The organism is Streptomyces sp. NPDC048257 (assembly GCF_043201855.1).
Taxonomy (GTDB): Bacteria; Actinomycetota; Actinomycetes; order Streptomycetales; family Streptomycetaceae; genus Streptomyces.
In genome coordinates this window covers 73,157-97,139 of the sequence record NZ_JBICZI010000004.1, presented here as the reverse complement: position 1 = coordinate 97,139, position 23,983 = coordinate 73,157, and the positions used below count along the sequence as shown (strand labels likewise).

The window sequence follows — 23,983 nt, the reverse complement described above, 5'->3', positions numbered from 1 at the left end:
GGCGTATCTGGACGTTGCCGACAACGCGGCGAGGTGCCGTAGCTGGCGTCGCGCGCCCGCCTGGGATTACGGGACAGCCCTTAGGCCGGCACCTGAGCCAGCGCCGATTCCAGCCGTGCCAGCAGGGGACGCGCGTTCATCCGGCGGCAGCTGGCGAGCGTCTCCTCCAGTACCGCCCGGGCCCCCGCCGCGTCCCCCGAAGCCAGCAGGGCGCGGGCCAGGGGCTCCACCGCCAGGGCCCGTACCAGGCTCCGGCCCGAACGGCGGCCCAGCTCGTCCGCCGCCCGCAACTGCCGCACCGCCTCGGCCACCTCCCCGCCGTCCAGGGCGATCCGGCCCAGCCCGATGCGGGCCGCGCTCTCCGCCGCGAGATCGCCCGAGCCGCGGGCATGGGCCAGGACCTCCCGGAAACCCGCCGCCGCCTCGGCCGGCCGGCCGAGCATCCGCAGCGCCTCGGCCACCCAGCGGAGCATGCACATCCGGGGCCAGGCGGCGCCGTTCGCCTCCGCCACCGCAAGGGCCTCGCGCAGCACCTGCAGTGCCTCCTGCGGCTCGCCGCGGGCGAGCAGCACCTGGCCGATGCCGCGCAGGGAATGGGCCCGGCCGTACCGGTCACCGGCCGCCTCGAAGACCGCGGCGCCGCTCCGGCAGCGCCGCACCGCCTCGTCGAGCCGGCCCTGGATCCGGTCGAGACAGGACAGCGGCCGGCCCGCGTACGCCGCCCCGTGCGCGTCCCCGACCTCCTCGAACAACGCCTGCCCGGTGGTGAGTACGGCCCGGGCCGGTTCCCACTCCTCGCGGCGGACCCGCTGCCGGGCCAGGCCCACCAGCATCACCGCCTCACCGGTCACGTCCCCGACGGCCCGGGCGGCGGCCAGCCCCTGCTCCTGGACCGCCTGCCAGCCGGCCAGGTCACCGCGCAGGTCGAAGAGGTACTCCGCGGCCGCCGCGAGTTCCCAGCAGGCGTACGGGTCCACCCGCGCGGCCTGGCGCACCGCCGCGGCCAGGGCTTCGCGCTCGGCCCCCAGCCAGCGCACCGGTTCGGCCCGCGGCCCGGCGAGCACGGCCGGATCCGGCACCCAGGCGGCCGTGCGGTGCGCCAGCCCCGGATAGTCCACCCCCTGGTGGGCCCGCCGCCCCTCGCGGACCAGCGTCACCCAGCAGGACAGGACGCGGCGCGCCACCGGGGCTCCCGCTTCCGGACCGGCGAGCTCCCGCCCGAAGGCCCGGACCAGATCGTGCATGCGGTACCGCAGCTGCCCCGCCTCGTCGCGGCCGGCCGCCTCCAGCAGGTGCGCCGCCGCCAGGGCGTCCAGCGCGTCCTGCGCGTCCCGCACGGGGCGCTCCAGCACGGCCGCGGCCGTCCACGCGGCGAAGTCCGGGCCCTCCAGCGAGGCCAGGCCGCGCAGCAGGGTCCGGGCCGGGGCCGGCAGGGCCCGGTAGCCGATCCGCAGCCCCGCCCGCACCCCGTCCGGCACGTCCAGCCGGGACCGTTCGTCGCCCAGCCGGGTGGCCAGCCGGGCCAGGTCCCGGTGGGGGAGCGCGGCCAGTTCGGCGCCGACGAGCCGCAGCGCGAGCGGCTGCCCGCCGCACAGCCGCACGAGCTCTCGCGCGGCCTGCGGCTCGGCGGCCGGCCGCCCGGTCCCGGCGATCCGCCCGAGCAGCCCGAGCGCGTCGGGTGCGTCCAGCAGGGGCAGTTCGACGACGGCCCGCCGGTCCGGGCGGTCCGGGCCGGCCGGCCGGTGCCGGGCGGTGACCAGTACGGCGCAGCCGGGCGCGGCCCCGGGCAGCAGCGCCCGGACCTGGGCCGCGTCGGCCGCGTCGTCCAGCAGCACCAGCACCCGCCGCCCGGCCAGCAGGCTCCGGTACAGGGCCGCCCGCTCCCCGGCGCCGGCGGGCACCGCCGGGCCGACCACGCCGAGGCCCCGCAGGAAGGCGGCCAGGACCTCGGCCGGGTCCGCCGCGGCGTTCCGGTCGGCGCCGCGCAGGTCGGCGTAGAGCTGCCCGTCGGGGAACTCCCGGCGCAGGCCGTGCGCGACCTGCAGGGCGAGTGCGGTCTTGCCGATGCCGGCCGCCCCGGTGACCAGGAAGGCCGCGCCCCCGCCGCCCCGCAGTCCCCGCCGCAGGCGTTCCGCCTCGTCCCGACGCCCGGCGAACACCTCCGGGGCGGCGGGCAGCCGGGCTCCGAGGGGAGGTGGTGCTCCGGGCCCCGGCTCCGGCCGGTGCGGCGGCACCGCGTCGGCGAGGACCGCGGCGTGCAGGGCGCGCAGTTCGGGACGCGGGTCCAGGCCGGCCGACTCCGCCAGCCGGCGCCGGGCCGAGGCGTACGCGGCCAGGGCCTCGGCGCGGCGGCCCGAGCGGTACAGGGCCAGCACGTGCAGCTCCACCAGCCCCTCCCGCAGGGGGTGCTCGGCGGTGAGGGCGGCCAGCTCCGCGCAGAGCTCCGCGTGCCGGCCTAGATCGAGGTCCGCCGCCAGCGCCGCCTCGACGCAGTCCAGACGTTCCTGGCCCAGCCGGGCCGCGGCCGCTTCGAAGATCCGTCCGTGCAGTCCGCCCAAGGCCGCCGGAGCCCGCCACAATTCCAGGGCCCGGCCCAGTAACTCCCGGGATCCGGCCGGGTCGTCCGCGGCCGCGGCGGCCTTGGCGGCGCTCCGCAGCCGCGCGAACTCCCGTACGTCCACGACCGCGTGGCCCGGATCGAGCAGGAACCCGGCCTCGGTGCGGACCACCGGGTCCGCCGGGGCCCCGGCCTCCGCGAAGCGTCGCCGCAGCGCCCCCGCGGCGTTCTGCAGCTGCTCCCGCGCCGTGGCCGGCGGGTCGTCCCACACCGCCTGAGCGAGTCCCGCGACCGGCACCGCCCGCCCGGCCTCCAGGGCGAGCGCCGTCAGCAGCCTCCTGCCGCACGGCCCGCCGAGGTCCAACTCACGGCCTCCGAAGGTGACTTGTACGGGACCCAGCAGGGAGACGAGCAAGGTCATGGTGGACTCCGCGGCACGTCGTGGCGGACGGGTGGCCGAGGGATCGGCTGCCGGTGGGCGCCGATCGTAACCTCTGGCCGCCTCGCCGGAGCAGGGGTGGATCCCGGTGGATTCCCCTCCGTTTCGGCCGCACCCTCGGAGAGGACGGCCCGCTCGGCGTATCCGGGGACGCACCGCCCCGGCGCTCCGACGAAAAGGCCGACGGAGCCCGGGGCGCGTGGGCCCCGGGCTCCGCCGGCCGGCGCCGGTTCAGTGGGCGATGTCCACGACGAACCGCTCGGGCGCGTGCAGGGTGTACGCGCGGTAGTACGGCAGGGTGTCGAAGGCGGCGCCGAAGGTGACGTACCCCTCGTAGTCGCCGGTCAGGGCGATGCCCTTGAGCTTGCTCAGGTTGATCTTCTGCAGCTTGGGCCCCTGGTAGACGTTCCCGCCCGCGTCGTTGTGCGCGGCGGCCGGGTTGAGGCGGATCTCCAGGAAGTACTTCCCGGCCAGCGGCACGGGCTTCCCGGACCCGTCGTAGATCAACTGCGAGACGGGGGTGACGGTCGCCGTGGGGACGTATCCCTGCAGGTCGATGACGATCCGGTCGAACGAGGGATGCCCGGCCCAGCGGGCGTTGACGACGAGCGGAGTCTGGGTCTGGGTCTTGGCGGCGGTGAGGGAGGAGGCCGAGGCAGGCGCGGCGAAGGAGAGGCAGGCGGCGAGCAGCGCGCCGGTTGCCAGGGCCACGAACTGCCGGAGACGGACGTGGATCATGACGTCCCCTCGATTCTCGAGAGACGGGGACTGGTGGCACAGCCTAGGACGCCCCCGCCGATACCGCGGTTCCGCTTTCCCGGGGGGAAACGGAGGAGGGGCCGGGCGCACGCGCGCCGGGCCCCTCCCGTGTCACATGGTGCCGGTCAGCACTCGATGACGTTGACCGCGAGGCCGCCGCGGGCGGTCTCCTTGTACTTCACCTTCATGTCGGCGCCGGTCTCCTTCATGGTCTTGATGACCTTGTCGAGGGACACCTTGTGGCTGCCGTCGCCGCGCATCGCCATCCGGGCCGCGGTGACGGCCTTGACCGCCGCCATGCCGTTGCGCTCGATGCACGGGATCTGCACCAGGCCGCCGACCGGGTCGCAGGTCAGGCCCAGGTTGTGCTCCATGCCGATCTCGGCCGCGTTCTCGACCTGCTCCGGGGTGCCGCCCAGGACCTCGGCGAGGGCGCCGGCCGCCATCGAGCAGGCGGAGCCCACCTCGCCCTGGCAGCCGACCTCGGCGCCGGAGATCGAGGCGTTCTCCTTGAAGAGCATGCCGATCGCGCCCGCGGCGAGCAGGAAGCGGACCACGCCGTCCTCGTCCGCGCCGGGCACGAAGTTCATGTAGTAGTGGAGCACGGCCGGCAGGACGCCCGCGGCGCCGTTGGTCGGCGCGGTCACGACCCGGCCGCCCGCCGCGTTCTCCTCGTTGACCGCCATCGCGTAGATCGTCGCCCACTCGCTGCGGTGCAGCATCGGGTCGCCCTCGGTGCGCAGCTGGCGCGCCGTGGCGGCGGCCCGGCGCTTGACCCGCAGGCCGCCGGGGAGGATGCCCTCGCGGGACATGCCGCGCGAGACGCAGGACTGCATGACGCGCCAGATCTCCAGGAGGCCCTCGCGGATCTCCTCCTCCGTGCGCCAGGCCTTCTCGTTCTCCAGCATCAGCGAGGAGATCGACAGGCCGGTCTCGTTCGCCAGGCGCAGCATCTCGTCGCCCGAGCGGAAGGGGTACTTCAGCACCGTGTCGTCGAGCTTGATCCGGTCCTCGCCGACCGCGTCCTCGTCCACGACGAAGCCGCCGCCGACCGAGTAGTAGGTCTTCTCCAGCAGCGGGTTGCCGGCGCTGTCGTACGCGAAGAGCGTCATGCCGTTCGCGTGGTAGGGCAGGGAGCGACGGCGGTGCAGGATCAGCTGGTTCGGCTCGTCGAAGTCGATCTCGTGAACGTCACCTATCTCCGCGCCCAGCAGCCGCAGCCGGCCGCCCTTGCGGATGCGCTCGACCTCGTCGTCGGCGGTCTCGACGTTCACCGTGCGGGGGGAGTGGCCCTCCAGGCCGAGCAGCACCGCCTTGGGGGTGCCGTGGCCGTGGCCGGTCGCGCCGAGGGATCCGAAGAGCTCGGCGCGGACGGAGGTGGTCTGGGCCAGCACGCCGTCCTTCTTCAGCCGCGTCACGAACATGCGCGCGGCCCGCATCGGACCGACCGTGTGGGAGGAGGAGGGACCGATACCGATGGAGAAGAGATCGAAGACGGAGATGGCCACGGTGGCGGACTCCCTTGTCTGCTCGTGGGGTGGGAGGGGGCAGGAGAGGTGGATTGTTCGGATTTTGTCCGGCACACGAGCTTAACGCGGGGAGGTGAACGTCTCGCCTGCCGGACGAGGTGGGAAGGATGACGCGGACCGGTCGGGCGGGTGCCGGTCTGGGCTCCGGGGTCCGTGCGTCCCGGCAGGGACGGCGCCGCGGCCGCCGGGCGGGGAAGGGGCGGGGGGAGCGGTGGGGGAAGCAGTGGCGGAAGTGGTGGGGGAGGTCACGCTCCGGACGGCGAAGACGGAAGGGGGCCCGGCCTGTACGAGGACATGGCCGGGCCCCCTTCCGCTGCCGTGGGCGGGCCGCCGGCTAGAGCGACGGGTACAGCGGGAACTTCGCGGCGAGCGCGGAGACGCGCGCCTTCAGGGCCTCGCTGTCGTACGCGGGCTTCAGCGCCTGCGCGATGATCTCGGCGACCTCGGTGAAGGCCTCGGCGTCGAAACCGCGGGTGGCGAGGGCCGGCGTACCGATCCGCAGACCCGAGGTGACCATGGGCGGCCGCGGGTCGTTCGGGATGGCGTTGCGGTTGACCGTGATGCCGACCTCGTGGAGGCGGTCCTCGGCCTGCTGACCGTCCAGCTCGGAGTTGCGCAGGTCGACCAGGACCAGGTGCACGTCGGTGCCACCGGTGAGGACGTCCACGCCCACGGCCTTGACGTCGTCCTGGACCAGGCGGGCGGCGAGGATCTTCGCGCCCTCCAGGGTGCGCTCCTGGCGCTCCTTGAACTCGGGCGAGGCCGCGACCAGGAAGGAGACGGCCTTGGCCGCGATCACGTGCTCCAGCGGGCCGCCCTGCTGACCCGGGAAGACCGCGGAGTTGATCTTCTTGGCCAGCTCCTGCGTCGACAGGATGACACCGCCGCGCGGACCGCCGAGGGTCTTGTGCGTGGTGGTGGTCACGACGTGGGCGTGCGGCACCGGGTTCGGGTGCAGACCCGCGGCGACCAGGCCGGCGAAGTGCGCCATGTCGACCATCAGGTACGCGCCGACCTCGTCCGCGATGCGGCGGAAGGCGGCGAAGTCGAGCTGGCGCGGGTAGGCGGACCAGCCGGCGACGATCAGCTGCGGCTTGGACTCCTTGGCGAGGCGCTCGACCTCGGCCATGTCCACCTCGCCGGTCTCGTCGACGTGGTACGGGACCACGTTGTAGAGCTTGCCGGAGAAGTTGATCTTCATGCCGTGGGTCAGGTGACCGCCGTGGGCCAGGTTGAGGCCCATGATCGTGTCGCCCGGCTTGAGCAGTGCGAACATCGCGGCGGCGTTGGCCTGCGCACCGGAGTGCGGCTGGACGTTCGCGGCCTCGGCGCCGAACAGCGCCTTGATCCGGTCGATCGCGATCTGCTCGACGACGTCGACGTGCTCGCAGCCACCGTAGTAACGGCGGCCCGGGTAGCCCTCGGCGTACTTGTTGGTCAGGACCGAGCCCTGGGCCTCCATGACGGCGACCGGAGCGAAGTTCTCCGACGCGATCATTTCCAGGGTGGACTGCTGGCGTACGAGCTCGGCGTCGACAGCGGCGGCGACGTCCGGGTCGAGCTCGTGGAGAGGGGTGTTCAGTACAGACATCAGGGTCCCCTGGGGTCAGTTACCGGCGGTGAGCTTGGTGTACTCCTCGAAGGACAGCGTGTCCTTCGGCTCCTCCGAGAGGCGGACCTTGAAGAGCCAGCCACCCTCGAAGGGGGCGGTGTTCACGAGCGCCGGGTCGTCCACGACGTCCTGGTTGGCCTCGACGATCTCACCGGTGACGGGGGAGTACAGGTCGCTGACCGACTTGGTCGACTCCAGCTCGCCACAGGTCTCGCCCTCGGTCACGGTGTCGCCGACCTCGGGGAGCTGGGCGTAGACGACGTCACCGAGCGCGTTGGCCGCGAACTCCGTGATGCCGACCGTCGCGACGCCGTCCACGGCGTCCGACAGCCACTCGTGCTCCTTGGTGTAACGCAGCTTCTCGGGGTTGCTCATGACCTGATTCTCCTGGATGCGGGGGAGTGGATACGAACTGTGGTCTTGGGTACTGAGACGGCGCCGTACGGGTTCCCGTACGGCGGACGTGGTGCGTGGAGCTACTTCTGCCGCTTGTAGAACGGCAGCGCCACGACCTCGTACGGCTCATGCGTACCGCGAATGTCGACGCCGACGCCGGACGTGCCGGGCGCGGCGTGCGCCGCGTCCACGTACGCCATCGCGATCGGCTTGCCCAGCGTCGGGGACGGGGCGCCGGAGGTGACCTCGCCGATGACCTGACCGTCGGCGACGACCGGGAACCCGGCGCGCGGAACGCGGCGGCCCTCGGCGATCAGGCCGACCAGCTTGCGCGGCGGGTTGGTGGCGGCGCGCTCGGCGGCGGCCTCCAGGGCGGCGCGGCCGACGAAGTCGCCCTCCTTCTCGAACTTCACGACCCGGCCCAGGCCCGCGTCGAACGGGGTGAGGGAGGTGGTCAGCTCGTGCCCGTACAGCGGCATGCCCGCTTCCAGGCGCAGGGTGTCGCGGCAGGACAGACCCGCGGGGACCAGGCCGACGCCCTCGCCCGCCTTGGTCAGCGCCTGCCACAGCTCCACGGCGTGCTCGGGGGCGACGAACAGCTCGAAGCCGTCCTCGCCGGTGTAGCCCGTACGCGCGATCAGCGCGGGCACGCCCGCGACGGTGCCCGGCAGGCCGGCGTAGTACTTGAGGCCGTCCAGGTCGGCGTCGGTCAGGGACGCCAGGATGCCGGGGGACTCCGGGCCCTGCACCGCGAGCAGCGCGTACGCGTCGCGGTCGTCGCGGACCTCGGTGTCGAAGCCGGAGGCGCGCTCGGTCAGGGCGTCCAGGACGACCTGGGCGTTGGAGGCGTTGGCGACGACCATGTACTCGGTCTCGCCGAGGCGGTAGACGATCAGGTCGTCGACGATCCCGCCGTCCTCCTGACAGATGTGCGTGTAGCGGGCGCGGCCGACGCCGACGGTGGAGATGTTGCCGACCAGCGCGTGGTCGAGGGCCTTGACGGCCTCCGGGCCGGTCAGCGTGATCTCGCCCATGTGGGACAGGTCGAAGAGACCGGCCCTGGTGCGTACGGCGTTGTGCTCGTCGCGCTCGCTGGCGTACCGCAGCGGCATGTCCCAGCCCGCGAAATCGGTCATGGTCGCACCGAGCGAACGGTGCAGCGCATCGAGGGCGGTCAGGCGGGGGGCAGTGCTCATGGGTGTGGCTCCCGGGTCCCAGGGCATCGACATGACATGACGAGGACGTTCCTCCCCATCTGTCATCGGAACCTGAGAGGTTCGCCGAGAGTTCCGCCGATCAGCAGATCGCCGGGTCTCATCGACTTGCACCTTGGGTGGAGCTGCGCAGCAGCTCGCTTTTCAGATCTGCCTCATCCACGCGGTACGGGGCCTGAGAGATTCAAGGGAGGTTCTTGCTCCTTCGGCGCCCGCGCACGGCCTTGCGGCGTGCCGGGACTCTCCCGCGCGGATTCAAGCGGCCGGTATGCAGTTGGTCCAGATGGCGCACATCATTGCACGCCCTGTCCGGGATCGGGCGGCAGGGGCCGAAAGTTCGTACGGCCCTCCGAAGAGGGCGAACGGAACCGGGGCCGCCGGATTACCGTCTCTTTACACTCAGTGGGCAAGGGTCCTGGTGACCCGATTCGGGGGAGGCGAACACTGTGCGGAGATTCGGAGTGGTGACGACGACGGGAACCGTGGACGCGGTGCCGGCGCAGCGCGGCGCGCGCGAGCGCGAGAGGGCGGCCGACACCGGGCTCGGTCTCGTCCGTGACCTGCGCGGACCTGCCGTACGCACCCCGCAGCGGCTCGGCTTCGCACGCGGGGACATCGTCGTGGTGTCCGGCCTGCCCGGCGGCGGCAAGAGCACGCTGATCAAGCGGGTCGCCGCCGAGGGCGGGGCCGTCGACTCCCAGGACACCCGTGAGCGCTGGGAGCAGCGCATGCCCGCGGCGCTGCCGTACGCGGTGTACCGGCCGCTGGTGCGCGCCGCGCACTACTGGGGGCTGTGGCGGATCCTGCGCTCCGGGGTCTCCGTCGTCGTCCACGACTGCGGCACCCAGAGCTGGGTACGTGGCCTGCTCGCGGCCGCCGCACGCCGCCGGGGCCGGGCGCTGCACCTGCTCCTGCTCGACAGCAGCCCCGAGGAGGCCCTCTCCGGCCAGGCCGCGCGCGGCCGCCGGGTCTCCGCGTACGCCTTCGCCCGCCACCGCGGCGCGGTGACCCGCCTGCTCCGGGAGGCCGAAGCGGGCCGGCCGCCCGCGGGCTGTGCCTCGGCGACCCTGCTGGACCGCGGCTCGGCCGCCGGCGTCACCGGGATCCACTTCCACGGCTGAGCCCCGGCGGACGGCGCGCGCCCGGGCCCGATAGCCTCGGCACGACACGCGCGGGATCGCGGACACGGGACCGGACAGAGGCAGGGGCAGGGGCACATGCAGGGCAGCGGCTGGCCGGGGAATGAGCTGGAGCAGGTGCTCGGGGCGGCGCTCGGGCAGCCGGACGCCGGGGGGCGGATCCTGGAGGTCCTCGGGCGCAGCCAGGTGTGGGTACCGCTGCCGGGCGGGGCCGGCCCGACGGCGGGCGGCGGCCTCGACCTGCCCACCATGGACATCGGCGGGGCGGCGTACGTCCCCGTCTACAGCTCCGAGGCCCAGTTCCTCGCCTGCGTCGGCCCCGGCATGGACTTCGCGGTGGCTCCCGCCGTCGAGTTCGCCCGCGGCCTGCCCCCACAGCTCGGCATCGCCCTGAACCCCGAGGGCGCCGTCGGCGTACCGCTCCCGCCGCCCGCCGTCGCGGAGCTCTGCCGCACCGGCCGGACCCCGCTCGACGGCCCGGCCACCGGCGGCCGCGTCCGGCTCTACGAGCCCGACTGGCAGGACGACCCGGTGGATTTCCTGGCCGCCGCCACCGAGGAGTTCCGCGCCACCGGGGTGGTCACCGCAGCGCACCGCTGCCTCGCCAGCGTCGAGGGCGGGGCGCCCCAGCTGTTCATCGGTGTCCGCCTGGTGGGATGGGAACCCGAGATGCAGGGCGCGCCGATGGAGGCCCTCGGACGGGCCGTGACGCGCGTTCCGCCGCCGTGGCCCGTGCAGTTGATCCTGCTGGATGCCGTCCAGGACCCGGTCACGGACTGGATTCGTGAGCGCGTACGCCCCTTCTACCTGCCGTAGGGCCGCTTAAGCTGGTTACATCTCCTGGCCGCACGCGTGATGCCGGTTCGGAGGGCACGCGTGGAGCGACGGGCGGACGAAGAGGGGTACCGGGTGAGTGCGTCAGGCACGGCCGCGGCCGGGCAGGTCGAGCACATGATGCGCCAGGTGACTCCCGGGCGCTACGAGAGTTACGAGTCACTCCTGCACGCCCTCTCCGAGGGCCGGCTGTGGATGCTGCTCTGGCAGGGGCAGCCGGGCTCCCCGGACGCCCAGTACGGCGGCATGGAGGTGGAGAGCCTCGGCTACGCGCCCTGCGTCACCTCCCCCCAGGAGCTGGCCGCCAGTGGCTGGAACCGGGGCTACGAGGTGGTCACCGGGCGGGACATCGCCCGCGCGCTGTACCCGGACCGCTGGGGCCTGTGGCTCAACCCGCACGCGCAGGGCGGTGGCCTCGGCGTGCCCTGGGCCGACCTGCGCCGGATCGCCACCGGCCTGGACCGGATGCCGGCCGGGCCGCTGCGCCTCTCCGAGCCCGCCATCGAGCTCCCGCAGTTCTACGGGCTGCTGACCCAGCACGCGCACCGCACGCCGGCCGTCCGGTCGCTGCGCCGGGCCTGGGTGCAGCCCGCGCTCGGCTCCCCGTACCTCGCGGTCGGGCTCGACCTGTACGACGCCTCCGCGCCCGCGCTGGAATCCGTACGGGAGATGATGCGCCAGTCGGTCGGCGTGGTCCCCGACGGGGTGCCGGTGTGCACGGTCGCGCTCGCGGACGAGCACGACCCCGTGGCCATGTGGCTGCGCGCCCAGACCCGTCCCTTCTACGACCGCGAGGGCCAGGCGCCGACGTACTGACCCGGCGCGGCCCCCTCGCCCACCGGCGAGTGCCGCCCGCGTTCCGCGATATTCGCATATCGAGACATCCATCTCGAAGGCCGCACCGGCCCCATCGGTGCGGCCTTCGGCATATCCGGTGAAACCGCCCAAGATCCATGACTGAAAGGGCAGTTGGGCCGGATGTCCGTTCCGTGCCGAACGGGCGGTGTTTCACCGCTCAACAGATCCCGGGGTTCGGATAACGGAAGGTGTAGGCGTAGATCACGGTTGCGCATCACATCCCCGGCAGGTCTGGCGGGCGCTCGAGAGGGCGTTGAAGACTCCACCCCACCGAAGGCCGGGCCAACCGGGCCCGCCATAAGGAACAGCTCTTCAGGCTGACTTCGGGCTCGCCCGCACCACCCAAGCCGACGCAGCCGCCGGCACCGCACCGACAGTGCCACCGATGTGAACCAAGCCGCTACGGCGGCGGCCAGGGCCGGCGACCGTCGGCCGAGAGGGGTCCCCACCACGATGACGGCTTCACCCACAGCGCCCAGTGAGCCGGTGCTCACGCAGCCCGACGGGACATCCGGCGGGGCGACGCAGAAGCGGATCGAGGGACGTTCGCTCGGCCGCATCGCGTGGACCAGACTCAAGCGGGACAAGGTGGCGATGGCCGGCGGCACGGTCGTCGTGCTGCTGGTGGTGCTGGCCATGCTCTCGCAGCCGATCCAGTGGATGTTCGGGCTGGACCCCGACGCCCTGCACCAGGACCTGATCGACCCGTCGCTGGCGACCCCCGTCGGTCCCTTCGGCGGCATCAGCTGGTCGCACCCCCTCGGCGTGGAGCCGAAGTTCGGCCGCGACATCGCCACCCGCATCCTGGAAGGCTCCTGGGTCTCCCTGCTGGTCGCCTTCGGATCGACCGTGGTCTCGGTGTTCATCGGCTCCGTGCTGGGCGTCATCGCCGGGTACTACGGAGGCTGGGCCGACACGGTGATCAGCCGCATGATGGACACCTTCCTCGCCTTCCCGCTGCTGCTCTTCGCGATCTCCATCTCGGCCGCCCTCCAGGGCGGGGCCTTCGGCCTCGAGGGGCTGCCGCTGCACATCAGCGTGCTGATCTTCGTGATCGGCTTCTTCAGCTGGCCGTACATCGGACGCATCGTGCGCGGCCAGACCCTCTCGCTGCGCGAGCGGGAGTTCGTCGACGCGGCCCGCAGCCTCGGAGCCCGCGGCCCCTTCATCGTCTTCCGCGAGCTGCTGCCGAACCTGATGGCGCCGATCCTCGTCTACTCCACGCTGCTCATCCCGACCAACATCCTCTTCGAGGCCTCCCTGAGCTTCCTCGGCGTGGGTATCCAGCCGCCGCAGGCCTCATGGGGCGGAATGCTCAGCTCCGCCGTGGCCTACTACAAGGTCGACCCGATGTTCATGGTCGTCCCGGGCATGGCGATCTTCGTCACCGTGCTCGCCTTCAACCTCCTCGGCGACGGTCTGCGCGACGCCCTGGACCCCAAGAGCTCGCGCTGACCCTCCCGTCCTCGGGCACCCGGCCGAGGCTCCGCCAGTACCCACCACCACTCCGAATCAGGGGGCATCACTCCGCCATGAGAAGCAGGTCGAGAACAGCCGCGGTGCTTGCCGCCGCCATCACCGTCGTCCTCACCGCCTCCGCCTGCAATGGTGGTGACAAGACCGGCGGCGACGACAAGGCGGCCGGCGCCAACGCCGCCGTCAAGGGCGTGGTCAACGCCTCGGACAAGAAGGGCGGGACGGTCGTCTACGAGGCGTCCGACACCCCCGACTCCTTCGACCCCGGCAACACGTACTACGGCTTCGTCTTCAACTTCAGCCGCCTGTACGCCCGTCCGCTGACCACCTTCGCGCCCGCCCCGGGCGCCGAGGGCAACAAGGTCGTCCCGGACCTCGCCGAGGGCCTCGGCACGCCGAGCGACGGCGGCGCCACCTGGACGTACAAGCTCCGCAAGGGCGTGAAGTACAGCGACGGCTCGGCCGTCACCTCCAAGGACGTCAAGTACGCGGTCGAGCGCAGCAACTTCGCCCGGGACGTGCACTCCAACGGCCCGAACTACCTCGCGCAGTACCTCAAGAACAACGAGACCCCGTACGAGGGCCCGTACAAGGACAAGTCCGAGGCGGGACTGCAGTCCATCGAGACCCCCGACGACCAGACGATCGTCTTCAAGCTGAAGCAGCCCTTCGCCGAGTTCGACTACCTGCTGGCCAACCCGCAGTCGGCCCCCGTGCCGAAGGCCAAGGACAACGGTGCGGACTATGTGAAGAACATCGTCTCCTCGGGCTCGTACATGTTCGAGAGCTACGAGCACGACAAGCAGGCCGTCCTGGTCCGCAACCCGAACTGGGACGCCTCCACGGACCCGCTGCGCAAGCAGCTCCCGGAAAAGATCGTCGTCAAGCTGAAGGTCAACCAGGAGACGATCGACTCCAACCTGAAGGCCGGCAACACCCACATCGACATCGTGGGCAACGGCGTGGCCCAGCAGACCCAGACCGAGCTGCTGACCTCGAAGGACCCCAACACCGACAACGCCGAGGGTGGTCGCCTGGTCTACATGGCGATGAACACCAAGGTGGCGCCCTTCGACAACCCGGAGTGCCGCAAGGCGGTCCAGTACGCGGTCGACAAGGTGTCGGTGCAGACCGCCTTCGGCGGCCCGATCCGCGGCGCCATCGCCAGCACCGTCCTGCCGACCGACATCCCCGGTCACGTGGACTTCAACACCTACAAGACCCCCGATGACAAGGGCGACGAGGCCAAGTCCAAGGCCGCGCTGACCGCCTGCGGCCAGCCGAACGGCTTCGAGACCACCATCACCGCGCGCAACGACCGCGCCGGCGAGGTCGACATGGCCACGGCGATCCAGGCGTCCCTCAAGAAGGTCGGGATCACGGTCAAGATCCAGCAGTTCCCGGCCGGCAAGTACTTCAGCGACTACGCGGGCGTCCCGAAGTTCACCGAGGACAACAAGATCGGCCTCATGATGATGCAGTGGGGCGCCGACTGGCCGAGCGGCTTCGGCTTCCTCCAGCAGGTCGTCCACGGTGACGCGATCAGCAAGACGGGCAACACCAACCTGTCGCAGCTGAACGACCCCGAGATCAACAAGATGCTGAACGACAACATCGCCAACACCGACTCCGCCGCCCGCGAGAAGGTCTACGGCGAGATCGACAAGAAGGTCATGGACCAGGCCGTCATCGTGCCCCTGACCTACTTCAAGGTCCTGCACTACCGCTCGCCCAAGCTCACCAACGTGGTCTCCAACCCGGCGTGGAGCGGTCAGTACGACTACCTCAACATCGGCCTCAAGTAACCCGGGCCGTACGTCCGAAGGCAGTTTGACCCTCTCAGCCAGATCTGCCAGAACCGTGGAAGGCAGGTGAAGGCAGCAGTGCGCGCCGGTCCGTCCCGCGCCCCCGACCGGGGAGCGGGACGGACCGGCGGACGCCGAAGCCGACCCCCGTGTTTGTGTACATCGTCCGGCGGCTGTTCGCCGCGGTGTTCCTGCTGCTCGTTGTCAGCGCGATCACCTTCGCGATCTTCTTCCTGCTGCCCCGGCTGGCCGGCGGCACGGCCGACTCGCTGGCCACCCAGTACGTGGGCAAGAACCCCTCGCCCGAGTCCATCGCCGCGGTCAAGAAGAACCTCGGCTTCGACCAGCCCCTGTACGCGCAGTACTGGGACTTCCTGAGGGGCATATTCGCGGGCCGCGAGTTCAACTACGGCCCCACCCCCTCGCAGTGCAACGCCCCCTGCCTCGGCTACTCCTTCAAGGACCACGTCGAGGTCTGGCCCGACATCGTCGCCCGGCTGCCCATCACCGCCTCCCTCACCCTGGGAGCGGCCTTCATCTGGCTGATCACCGGTGTCACCACGGGCGTGGTCTCGGCCCTGCGCCCGGGCTCGCTCTTCGACCGGCTCGCGATGGGCGTGGCCCTCGCCGGCGTCTCGCTGCCGATGTTCTTCACCGGCACGCTCTCGCTGGCCGTCTTCGTCTTCAACTGGCCCGTGTTCACCAACGTGTACGTGGACTTCTCCGAGGATCCGGCCGCCTGGTTCCAGGGACTGGTCCTGCCCTGGTGCACGCTCGCCTTCCTCTACTCCGCGCTCTACGCCCGGCTCACCCGGGCCGGAATGCTGGAGACCATGAGCGAGGACTACATCCGCACCGCGCGTGCCAAGGGCCTGCGCGAACGGGTGGTCGTCACCCGCCACGGACTGCGCTCCGCGCTGACCCCGATCGTGACCATCTTCGGCATGGACTTCGGGCTGCTCCTCGGCGGCGCCATCGTCACCGAGACGGTCTTCTCGTACCACGGCATCGGTGAGTACGCGTACCACGCCATCGCGGTGAACGACCTGCCGAAGATCCTCGGGGTGACCCTCTTCGCCGGATTCTTCATCGTGCTGTGCAACCTGGTGGTCGACCTCGTGTACGCCATCATCGACCCGAGGGTGAGGCTGTCGTGACCGATCCGACTCCGAAGGGGAACGAGGCTGCCACCGGCACCGCCCTCGCGGCGGGACCGGGCGACGGCCGTCCCTCCGACGCCTTCCTCGACGTACGCGACCTCAAGGTCCACTTCCCCACCGACGACGGCGTCGTCAAGTCGGTGGACGGGCTCTCCTTCCAGCTGGAGAAGGGCCAGACCCTCGGCATCGTGGGTGAATCCGGCTCCGGCAAGTCGGTCACCTCGCTGGCCGTCATGGGCCTGCACCGGGTGAGCAGCGGAAGCCGCTCCAACGTCGAGATGTCGGGCGAGATCTGGCTCGGCGGCCGGGAACTGCTGTCCGCCGATCCCGAGGAGGTGCGCCGGCTGCGGGGCCGGGACATGGCGATGATCTTCCAGGATCCGCTGAGCGCGCTGCACCCGTACTACACGATCGGCTCCCAGATCGTGGAGGCCTACCGGGTCCACCACGACGTGGACAAGAAGACGGCGCGCAGGCGGGCCGTCGAGATGCTCGACCGGGTCGGCATCCCCGAGCCGGGCAAGCGCGTCGACGACTACCCGCACCAGTTCTCCGGCGGCATGCGCCAGCGCGCCATGATCGCGATGTCGCTGGTCAACAACCCCGACCTGCTGATCGCGGACGAGCCGACCACCGCCCTGGACGTCACCGTGCAGGCGCAGATCCTGGACCTGATCCGCGATCTGCAGAAGGAGTTCGGCTCCGCCGTCATCATGATCACGCACGACCTCGGCGTCGTCGCGGAGATGGCCGACCAGATCCTCGTGATGTACGGCGGCCGGTGCGTCGAGCGGGGCACCGCCGAGAAGGTCTTCTACGAGCCCCGCCACCCCTACACCTGGGGCCTGCTGGGCTCGATGCCCCGCATCGACCGCGAACAGAGCGAGCGCCTCATCCCGGTCAAGGGCTCCCCGCCCAGCCTCATCAACATCCCCGACGGCTGCGCCTTCAACCCGCGCTGCCCGTACGCCGACGTGCCCAAGGGCAACGTGACGCGTACGGTCCGGCCCGAGCTCACGCAGGACGACAGCCGCCACTGGTCCGCCTGCCACATGTCGCAGGAAGAGCGGACCCGGATCTGGACCGAAGAGATTGCGCCGAAGCTGTGACCGAGACGCCTGACATGAAGAAGACGGAAACGGCGGTCATTCCCGCGCAGGCCAAGGAGTCTCCCGACGTCCTGCTCAAGGTCACCGGCCTCACCAAGCACTTCCCGATCACCAAGGGGCTGATACGGCGCCAGGTGGGGGCGGTCAAGGCCGTCGACGGCATCGACTTCGACGTCCGGCGCGGCGAGACCCTCGGCATCGTCGGCGAGTCCGGCTGCGGGAAGTCGACCATGGGCCGGCTGATCACGCGGCTGCTGGAGCCGACCGGCGGCACCGTCGAGTTCGAGGGCCAGGACATCACGCACCTGGGGGTGTCGGGCATGCGCCCGCTGCGCCGCGATGTGCAGATGATCTTCCAGGACCCGTACGGCTCGCTGAACCCCCGCCACACCGTGGGCACCATCGTCAGCGCGCCGTTCAGGCTCCAGAAGGTCACCCCGGAGGGCGGGCTCAAGGCGGAGGTCCAGCGGATGCTGTCGCTCGTGGGCCTCAACCCCGAGCACTACAACCGCTACCCGCACGAGTTCTCCGGCGGCCAGCGCCAGCGCATCGGCATCGCGCGGGCCCTGGCGCTGAAGCCGAAGCTGGTGGTCGCGGACGAGCCGGTCTCGGCGCTGGACGTGTCGATCCAGGCCCAGGTGGTGAATCTGCTGGACGACCTCCAGGAGGAGCTCGGCCTCACCTACGTGATCATCGCGCACGACCTGTCGGTCATCCGGCACGTCTCGGACCGCATCGCGGTGATGTACCTCGGCAAGATCGTCGAGCTGGCCGACAACAAGGGGCTGTACGGGGCGCCCATGCACCCGTACACGACGGCCCTGATGTCGGCCGTGCCGGTGCCCGACCCGAGGCGGCGCGGTGCCAAGAGCGGCCGCATCCTGCTCAAGGGCGACGTGCCGTCGCCGATCTCACCGCCGAGCGGCTGCCGCTTCCACACCCGGTGCTGGAAGGCCACGCAGATCTGTGCGACGCAGGAACCGCCGCTGCTGGCACTGAAGCCGGGCCACCAGGTGGCCTGCCACCACCCGGAGAACGCCCCCGACCAGGCGCCGGGCGACCAGCCCCTGCCGGGCGCGGCGGACGCGGTGGCGAAGGTCACGGAGTAGACCCCGTCGCCGGGGGGGGGGGGGGGGGGGGGCGCGGCCGGCCCGGCGCCCCCCCCCCCCGCCCCCGGCCGCGGGGGGGGGGGGGGGGCGGCCCGCCGCCCGCCCCCCCCCCGCCCCCCCCCCCCCCCCCCCCCCGGGGCCGGGGGGGCCCCCCCCCCCGGGGGGGGGGGGCGGCGCCCCCCCCCCCCCCCCCCCCCCCCCCCCCCACCGGCGTTCGAGGCGCGGGGTCCGGGGGCGGTGCCTGCCGGCAGCGGCGCCGCAGCGTCACCCCGGCGGGAGCCGAGGGGCGACAATGGGCCGGTGCTCCACGATCTCTTCCCGCCCGGGATCCAGCATGCCCTGGACCTCGCCGGCATCTTCGTCTTCGCCACCGCAGGCGCCCTGCTCGCCGTCCGCAAGAACTTCGACGTCTTCGGCATCGTCGTCCTCGCCCTGGTCACGGCCCTGGGCGGGGGTCTCTTCCGCGACCTCGTCATCGGCGCGGTGCCGCCCTCCGCCTTCGGCGAGCTCAGCTTCTTCGTCACCCCGCTCGTGGCCGCCGCGATCGTCTACTTCCTGCACCCCGAGGTCCAGCGGATCAACCGTGCCATCAACGTCTTCGACGCGGCCGGCCTCGGGCTGTTCTGCGTGACGGGCACGACCAAGGCCTACGAGTTCGGCCTCGGCCTCACCGCCTCCGCGGCGCTGGGCGTCGCGACGGCCGTCGGCGGCGGCGTCCTGCGCGACGTGCTCGTGAACGAGGTGCCCTCGCTGCTGCGCGACCGCGAGATGTACGCCGTACCCGCCCTGGTCGGCGCCTCGATGGTGGCCGTCTTCATCAGCCTCCACGCCCTCAACGCCATCACCACGGGCCTCGCGATCGTCACCACCTTCGTTCTGCGCCTCCTCGCCATGCGCTACCACTGGCGGGCGCCGCTGGCCTGGAACCGCCGGTCGTCGGTGGCCGAAGAGCCGTAACAAAAGAAAGCTACCGCTTAGTAGTAAGCCGGTGTACCGTCGTTTACATGTCACACGCAGCTGCCAAGGCGTCCATCGGGGACAGTGAGTTCGACCGCGACACCGCCATCACCGCACGCGCGGGCGAGCCCGGGGTGTACGACGCGGAACTCTCCGCCGGCTGGACGATCATCGCCGCCGTGAACGGCGGTTACCTGCTCGCCCTGGTCGGCCGGGCCCTCTCGGCGGCCCTCCCGCACCCGGACCCGTTCACCGTCTCCGCGCACTACCTGACCTCCTCGGTGCCCGGCCCCGCCGTGATCCGCACCCAGGTCGTCCGCGTCGGCCGCACCCTCTCCACGGGCCAGGCCTCGCTGTTCCAGTACGACGAGAGCGGCGCCGAGATCGAGCGCATCCGCGTCCTCGCCTCCTACGGCGACCTCGCCGCCCTGCCGGACGACGTACGGACGGTCGCGGTGCCCCCGGCCATTCCCGCCTACGAGGACTGCATCGGCCCGGAGGCCGGCCCGGCCCCGATCCCCGGCAGCTCCGCCATCGTGGACCGGCTCCGCCTCCGGCTGGACCCGGCGACCGCCGGCTGGGCCGTCGGCGCGCCCTCCGGCAAGGGCGAGATGCGGGCCTGGTTCGAGCTGGCGGACGGCCGCGACGCCGACCCGCTCTCCATGCTCCTGGCCGTCGACGCGCTGCCGCCCACCGCCTTCGACCTCGGCCTCGTGGCCTGGACGCCGACGGTGGAACTCACCACGCACGTCCGCCGCCGCCCGGCCCCCGGACCGCTCCGCGTCTCCATCACCACCCGCAACCTGGCCGGTGGATTCCTGGAGGAGGACGCCGAGGTCTGGGACTCCTCGGACCACCTGGTCGCCCAGTCCCGCCAACTCGCCCGCGCGCTGCGTCCGGCCTGACGGATCCGACGGCGCCCCCGCCTGCGACGACAGGGCCAACCGGCCATCGCGGGGTCCCGCGGCGCAAGGGGCCACCGGTGGACTCGTAGAATCGGGGGATCATGGCCTACCTCGACCACGCCGCCACCACCCCGATGCTGCCGGAGGCCGCTGCGGCGATGACCGCGCAGTTCGCCGCCACGGGGAACGCCTCCTCCCTGCACGCCGCCGGCCGCAGGGCCCGCCGTACCGTGGAGGAGGCCCGCGAGGCCTTCGCCGAGGCGGTCGGCGCCCGCCCCAGCGAGGTGGTCTTCACCGCCGGCGGCACGGAGGCCGACAACCTCGCCGTCAAGGGCCTCTACTGGGCCCGGCGCGACGCCGACCCCGCCCGGACCCGGGTCCTCGCCAGCCCCGTCGAGCACCACGCGGTGCTCGACGCCGTCCACTGGCTCGCCGAGCACGAGGGCGCGCAGGTCGAGTACCTGCCCGTGGACCGCTACGGGCGGGTGCACGCGGAGGCCTTCCGCGAAGCCGTCGAGCGCAACCCCGACGACGTGGCCCTGGCCACCGTGATGTGGGCCAACAACGAGATCGGGACGGTCATGCCGGTCCGCGAACTGGCCGCCATCGCCCGCGAGTCCGGGATCCCGCTGCATTCCGACGCCGTCCAGGCCTTCGGGCAGCTCGACGTCCACTTCGGCGACAGCGGCCTCGCCGCCATGACCGTCAGCGGCCACAAGATCGGCGGCCCCTACGGCATCGGAGCGCTGCTGCTCGGCCGCGACCAGAGCCCCGTACCGGTCCTGCACGGCGGAGGCCAGGAGCGGCACGTCCGCTCCGGAACCCTCGACGTACCGGCCGTCGCCGCCTTCGCCGTGGCCGCCGTCCTCGCCGCCGAACGGCGCGAGCAGTTCGCGACCGAGATCGGCGCCCTGCGCGACGAACTGGTCGCCGCGGTCCGCGCGGCCGTGCCCGACGCCGTCCTCGGGGGAGACCCCGACGAGCGACTTCCGGCCAATGCCCACTTCAGCTTCCCCGGCTGCGAGGGCGACTCGCTGCTGCTCCTGCTCGACGCCCAGGGCATCGAGTGCTCCACCGGCTCCGCCTGCACCGCGGGCGTGGCCCAGCCCAGCCACGTCCTGCTGGCCACCGGCACCGACCCGCAGCTGGCCCGCGGCACCCTGCGCTTCTCCCTCGGCCACACCTCCACCAAGGAGGACGTCCAGGCCCTGGCCGCGGCCATCGGCCCGGCCGTGGAACGCGCCCGCACGGCGGGCCTCAGCTAGGCCGCTGCTCCAGGACCTCGCGGACCAGGCCGAGGTAACGGTTCCAGTCCCAGTGGCGGCCCGGGTCCGTGTGGTCGGCGCCCGGGACCTCGGAGTGGCCGACTATGTGGGTGCGGTCCACCGGTATGTCGTACCGGTGGCAGATGTCGGCGGCCAGCCGGGCCGAGGCCGCGTACATGGCGTCCGTGAAGTCCTGCGGGCGGTCCACGAAGCCCACGTGCTCTATGCCGACACTGCGCTCGTTCATCGAGCGGTTCCCCGCGTGGAAGGCCACGTCCAGCTCGCGCACCATCTGCTCCACATGCCCGTCCCCGCGCACGATGTAGTGCGCCGACGCCTTGTGCCACGGATTCCTGAAGGCGTCCACCGAGGACTCGAAGCCACCCTGGGTGACATGGACGACGATCCGGTCCACCCGGTAGTCGTCCGGCCGGTCCGCCTTGCGCCAGTTCGCCGGCGAGGCCGCCGTCCAGCTCGCGCCCACGTGGTCGAGCTCACCCTCCTTGCGCGGCTTGGCCACCCCCGGTATCAGCCACCAGGCGCGGCTGATCTCGTCCCGGCCGGCCACCGCCGCCACCGCGAAGACCCCGAGCCCGCCGAACAGCACGGCCCTGCGGGTCCGCCCCGGCGACTTCTTCCCTTTGTTCCCCTGCTCGACGATGTGATCCACCCCCCGTACCCCGATAACGCGCTGTGACCCCGCTCGGTTCCCCCGTACTCTGGACGGTGCTATGACTGAGAACCTGCCGCGCACCGCCCGTCCCCTCCGCGTCCTGGCCGCCATGTCCGGGGGTGTGGACTCCGCCGTCGCCGCCGCCCGCGCGGTCGAAGCCGGGCACGACGTGACCGGCGTCCACCTCGCGCTCTCCGCGAACCCGCAGTCCTTCCGGACCGGCGCCCGCGGCTGCTGCACGATCGAGGACTCCCGCGACGCCCGCCGTGCCGCCGACGTCATCGGCATCCCGTTCTACGTCTGGGACCTGGCCGAGCGCTTCCGCAAGGACGTGGTCGAGGACTTCGTCTCCGAGTACGAGGCCGGGCGCACCCCGAACCCCTGCCTGCGCTGCAACGAGAAGATCAAGTTCGCGGCGCTGCTCGACAAGGCCCTCGCGCTCGGCTTCGACGCCGTCTGCACCGGCCACTACGCGACCGTCGTGCTGAACGAGGACGGCTCCCGCGAGCTGCACCGCGCCTGCGACATGGCCAAGGACCAGTCGTACGTCCTCGGCGTCCTCGACGAGAAGCAGCTCGCCCACGCCCTCTTCCCGCTCGGTGACACCCTCACCACCAAGGAGGAGATCCGGGCCGAGGCCGAGGAGCGGGGGCTGGCCGTCGCGAAGAAGCCCGACAGCCACGACATCTGCTTCATCGCCGACGGCGACACCCAGGGCTTCCTCGCGAACCGCCTCGGCAGGGCCGAGGGCGACATCGTCGACGAGGCGACCGGCGAGAAGGTCGGCACCCACGACGGCGCCTTCGGCTTCACCATCGGCCAGCGCAAGGGCCTGCGGATCGGCCACCCCGCCCCCGACGGCAAGCCGCGCTACGTCCTCGACATCTCCCCGGTGAACAACACCGTCACCGTCGGCCCCGTCGAGGCCCTCGACGTCACCGCCCTCACCGCGATCCGCCCCCGCTGGTGCGGAGCGGTGGCCGCCGCTCCCGGCAGCTACACCGCCCAGCTGCGCGCCCACGGCGGCGAGACCGAGGTCTTCGCCGAGGTCGTGGACGGCGAACTGCGCGTCTCCTTCACCGAGCCGGTCCGGGGCGTGGCCCCCGGCCAGGCGATCGTGCTCTACGACGGCACCCGCGTGGTCGGCTCGGCCACCATCGCGACCACGACGCGGGCCGCCGCCGCCGTCTGAACGGCGCCCTCCACGGCAGGACGCCGCGGCCCGTCCCCCGGGCGGGCCGCGGCGTCGCGCTGCGCGGATCAGGCCGCCGGGTACCAGACGGTGCCGCTGCCGCCGTGCTGGGCGAGGGTGGTCGCGATGATCTCGCCGTCCCGGAAGTAGCGCGGGTGCTGCTGCAGGAAGCCGGGGAAGGAGTCCAGCGACGTCGCGTCACAGACCCCGTCGGTCTTGATGCAGTGGCGCTGGACCGGGACGCCCGGGAAGTCCTGCGGCCCGGTGCCGGGGGAGTACGCCACGAACGGGATCAGGACTCCCTGGGGGACCAGGCGCCAGAAGCCGGTTCCGGGCTGCATCGGGTCGGAGTAGAGCATGCCGTCGACCCGGTCGCGGGGCACCTCGGTGCCGTTGTTGGCGATCGTCTGGAGCAGCAGGTCGCCTACCCAGGCGCCCTGGGAGTAGCCGGCGATCGTGAAGCGCGCCGTCGGGTCGGCGCGGTACGCGTTCTCCAGGGCGGCCTTGGCGTTCCAGTAGCCCTGGTTCACGCTGTCGCCGAAGCTGGGCGCGAAGGGGGCCGGCTGCTCGTTGTGGCTCCCGACGAAGGGGCCGCCGCTGGCCACGTAGCAGACCGGAATCGCGATGCCCCCGTTCAGATGCTTGTTCGCGGCGTCGAAGCTCGTGGTGCATCCGGGCGCGTCCGCGGCCGCGCCGGTGCCGCCGATCTCGATGTAGTAGTGGTTCGCCGGGGCGGCCTGCGCGGTGGTCGGCGCGGCCACGGCGCCGGCGAGCAGTAAGACCGTCGACGCGACGACGGACTTGAGACGCCGGGCGAGCCTGTTCGGCTTCGTGGTGGACATACGGGTCAACTCCCTTGGGTCAAGGCGGCGCCGCGTCGGCTGCGGCGACCGGGACCCATCGTGGTGTTTGCGCTGGTCGGCGGACCATGCCCGCAACCGGCCATATGTGGCCGGTCGACCATGCCCCGTGGTTTGACCGGGATCCGAGAGGAC

General features: G+C 72.1%; 20 protein-coding genes and 1 riboswitch. Of the genes, 12 read left to right on the top strand and 8 right to left on the bottom strand.

The features are described from left to right. Positions 1–80: 80 nt before the first annotated feature. From ACGFZK_RS11035 to gcvT, 6 genes are all read right to left on the bottom strand, one after another. Complete coding sequence (locus tag ACGFZK_RS11035) at positions 81–2,978, bottom strand: BTAD domain-containing putative transcriptional regulator (protein WP_393848576.1); 2,898 nt, start codon at positions 2,976–2,978, stop codon at positions 81–83. 249 nt (positions 2,979–3,227) lie between these two features. Then, positions 3,228–3,734, bottom strand: coding sequence for a hypothetical protein (locus tag ACGFZK_RS11030; protein WP_393848575.1), 507 nt, complete (start codon positions 3,732–3,734; stop codon positions 3,228–3,230). A gap of 146 nt (positions 3,735–3,880) precedes the next feature. After that, the gene (locus tag ACGFZK_RS11025; RefSeq protein WP_393848574.1) at positions 3,881–5,263 is read right to left on the bottom strand and encodes an L-serine ammonia-lyase; all 1,383 of its coding nucleotides are present in this window, start codon (positions 5,261–5,263) and stop codon (positions 3,881–3,883) included. Between the two features lie 355 nt (positions 5,264–5,618). Further along, the gene (glyA, locus tag ACGFZK_RS11020) at positions 5,619–6,875 is read right to left on the bottom strand and encodes a serine hydroxymethyltransferase (RefSeq protein ID WP_189972981.1); all 1,257 of its coding nucleotides are present in this window, start codon (positions 6,873–6,875) and stop codon (positions 5,619–5,621) included. A 15-nt stretch (positions 6,876–6,890) separates the two neighbouring features. Next, positions 6,891–7,271 (bottom strand): glycine cleavage system protein GcvH, encoded by a 381-nt coding sequence (gene gcvH, locus ACGFZK_RS11015; protein WP_079406181.1) that lies wholly within the window; start codon positions 7,269–7,271, stop codon positions 6,891–6,893. 101 nt (positions 7,272–7,372) lie between these two features. Beyond that, on the bottom strand, positions 7,373–8,488 hold the full coding sequence (gene gcvT, locus ACGFZK_RS11010; protein WP_393848573.1) for a glycine cleavage system aminomethyltransferase GcvT: 1,116 nt from the start codon (positions 8,486–8,488) through the stop codon (positions 7,373–7,375). Between the two features lie 172 nt (positions 8,489–8,660). Continuing rightward, positions 8,661–8,764, bottom strand: a riboswitch (glycine riboswitch). Between the two features lie 206 nt (positions 8,765–8,970). Between gcvT and ACGFZK_RS11005 the strand changes: the two genes are divergently transcribed. The 11 genes from ACGFZK_RS11005 (at position 8,971) to ACGFZK_RS10955 (ending at position 21,123) form a co-directional block, all read left to right on the top strand. Beyond that, on the top strand, positions 8,971–9,627 hold the full coding sequence (locus tag ACGFZK_RS11005) for an AAA family ATPase (RefSeq protein WP_393848572.1): 657 nt from the start codon (positions 8,971–8,973) through the stop codon (positions 9,625–9,627). 96 nt (positions 9,628–9,723) lie between these two features. Then, positions 9,724–10,461 carry an enhanced serine sensitivity protein SseB gene (locus tag ACGFZK_RS11000; RefSeq protein WP_393848571.1) on the top strand — a complete coding sequence of 246 codons (738 nt, stop codon included), beginning with the start codon at positions 9,724–9,726 and terminating at the stop codon, positions 10,459–10,461. 93 nt (positions 10,462–10,554) lie between these two features. Then, positions 10,555–11,295: an enhanced serine sensitivity protein SseB C-terminal domain-containing protein gene (locus ACGFZK_RS10995; protein ID WP_393848570.1), complete on the top strand. Its 741-nt coding sequence runs from the start codon at positions 10,555–10,557 to the stop codon at positions 11,293–11,295. 495 nt (positions 11,296–11,790) lie between these two features. Further along, complete coding sequence (locus ACGFZK_RS10990) at positions 11,791–12,792, top strand: ABC transporter permease (RefSeq protein WP_393848569.1); 1,002 nt, start codon at positions 11,791–11,793, stop codon at positions 12,790–12,792. A gap of 77 nt (positions 12,793–12,869) precedes the next feature. Beyond that, positions 12,870–14,618: an ABC transporter substrate-binding protein gene (locus tag ACGFZK_RS10985; RefSeq protein ID WP_393848568.1), complete on the top strand. Its 1,749-nt coding sequence runs from the start codon at positions 12,870–12,872 to the stop codon at positions 14,616–14,618. Positions 14,619–14,767: 149 nt separating this feature from the next. Further along, complete coding sequence (locus tag ACGFZK_RS10980) at positions 14,768–15,775, top strand: ABC transporter permease (RefSeq protein WP_393848567.1); 1,008 nt, start codon at positions 14,768–14,770, stop codon at positions 15,773–15,775. Further along, entirely contained in the window at positions 15,772–16,887 is a 1,116-nt protein-coding gene (locus ACGFZK_RS10975) for an ABC transporter ATP-binding protein (RefSeq protein WP_393848566.1), read from the top strand. Before ACGFZK_RS10980 ends, ACGFZK_RS10975 begins: the two co-directional genes overlap by 4 nt. Before the next feature lie 14 nt (positions 16,888–16,901). Further along, the gene (locus ACGFZK_RS10970) at positions 16,902–17,996 is read left to right on the top strand and encodes an ABC transporter ATP-binding protein (protein WP_393848565.1); all 1,095 of its coding nucleotides are present in this window, start codon (positions 16,902–16,904) and stop codon (positions 17,994–17,996) included. A 300-nt stretch (positions 17,997–18,296) separates the two neighbouring features. Next, positions 18,297–18,953 (top strand): trimeric intracellular cation channel family protein, encoded by a 657-nt coding sequence (locus tag ACGFZK_RS10965; RefSeq protein ID WP_393848564.1) that lies wholly within the window; start codon positions 18,297–18,299, stop codon positions 18,951–18,953. A gap of 47 nt (positions 18,954–19,000) precedes the next feature. Continuing rightward, positions 19,001–19,858 (top strand): thioesterase family protein, encoded by an 858-nt coding sequence (locus ACGFZK_RS10960; RefSeq protein ID WP_150259545.1) that lies wholly within the window; start codon positions 19,001–19,003, stop codon positions 19,856–19,858. Between the two features lie 101 nt (positions 19,859–19,959). After that, complete coding sequence (locus ACGFZK_RS10955; protein WP_393848563.1) at positions 19,960–21,123, top strand: cysteine desulfurase family protein; 1,164 nt, start codon at positions 19,960–19,962, stop codon at positions 21,121–21,123. Here the strand turns inward: ACGFZK_RS10955 and ACGFZK_RS10950 are convergent. Then, positions 21,116–21,793 carry an N-acetylmuramoyl-L-alanine amidase gene (locus ACGFZK_RS10950; RefSeq protein ID WP_393848562.1) on the bottom strand — a complete coding sequence of 226 codons (678 nt, stop codon included), beginning with the start codon at positions 21,791–21,793 and terminating at the stop codon, positions 21,116–21,118. The genes ACGFZK_RS10955 and ACGFZK_RS10950 overlap by 8 nt on opposite strands. A gap of 61 nt (positions 21,794–21,854) precedes the next feature. Here ACGFZK_RS10950 and mnmA point away from each other — a divergent pair, with 61 nt between their 5' ends. Then, on the top strand, positions 21,855–22,988 hold the full coding sequence (mnmA, locus tag ACGFZK_RS10945) for a tRNA 2-thiouridine(34) synthase MnmA (protein WP_393848561.1): 1,134 nt from the start codon (positions 21,855–21,857) through the stop codon (positions 22,986–22,988). 68 nt (positions 22,989–23,056) lie between these two features. On the opposite strand, the gene ACGFZK_RS10940 is transcribed toward mnmA, so the two are convergent. Then, positions 23,057–23,830 (bottom strand): PE-PPE domain-containing protein, encoded by a 774-nt coding sequence (locus ACGFZK_RS10940; RefSeq protein ID WP_393848560.1) that lies wholly within the window; start codon positions 23,828–23,830, stop codon positions 23,057–23,059. Between the last annotated feature and the right edge of the window lie 153 nt (positions 23,831–23,983).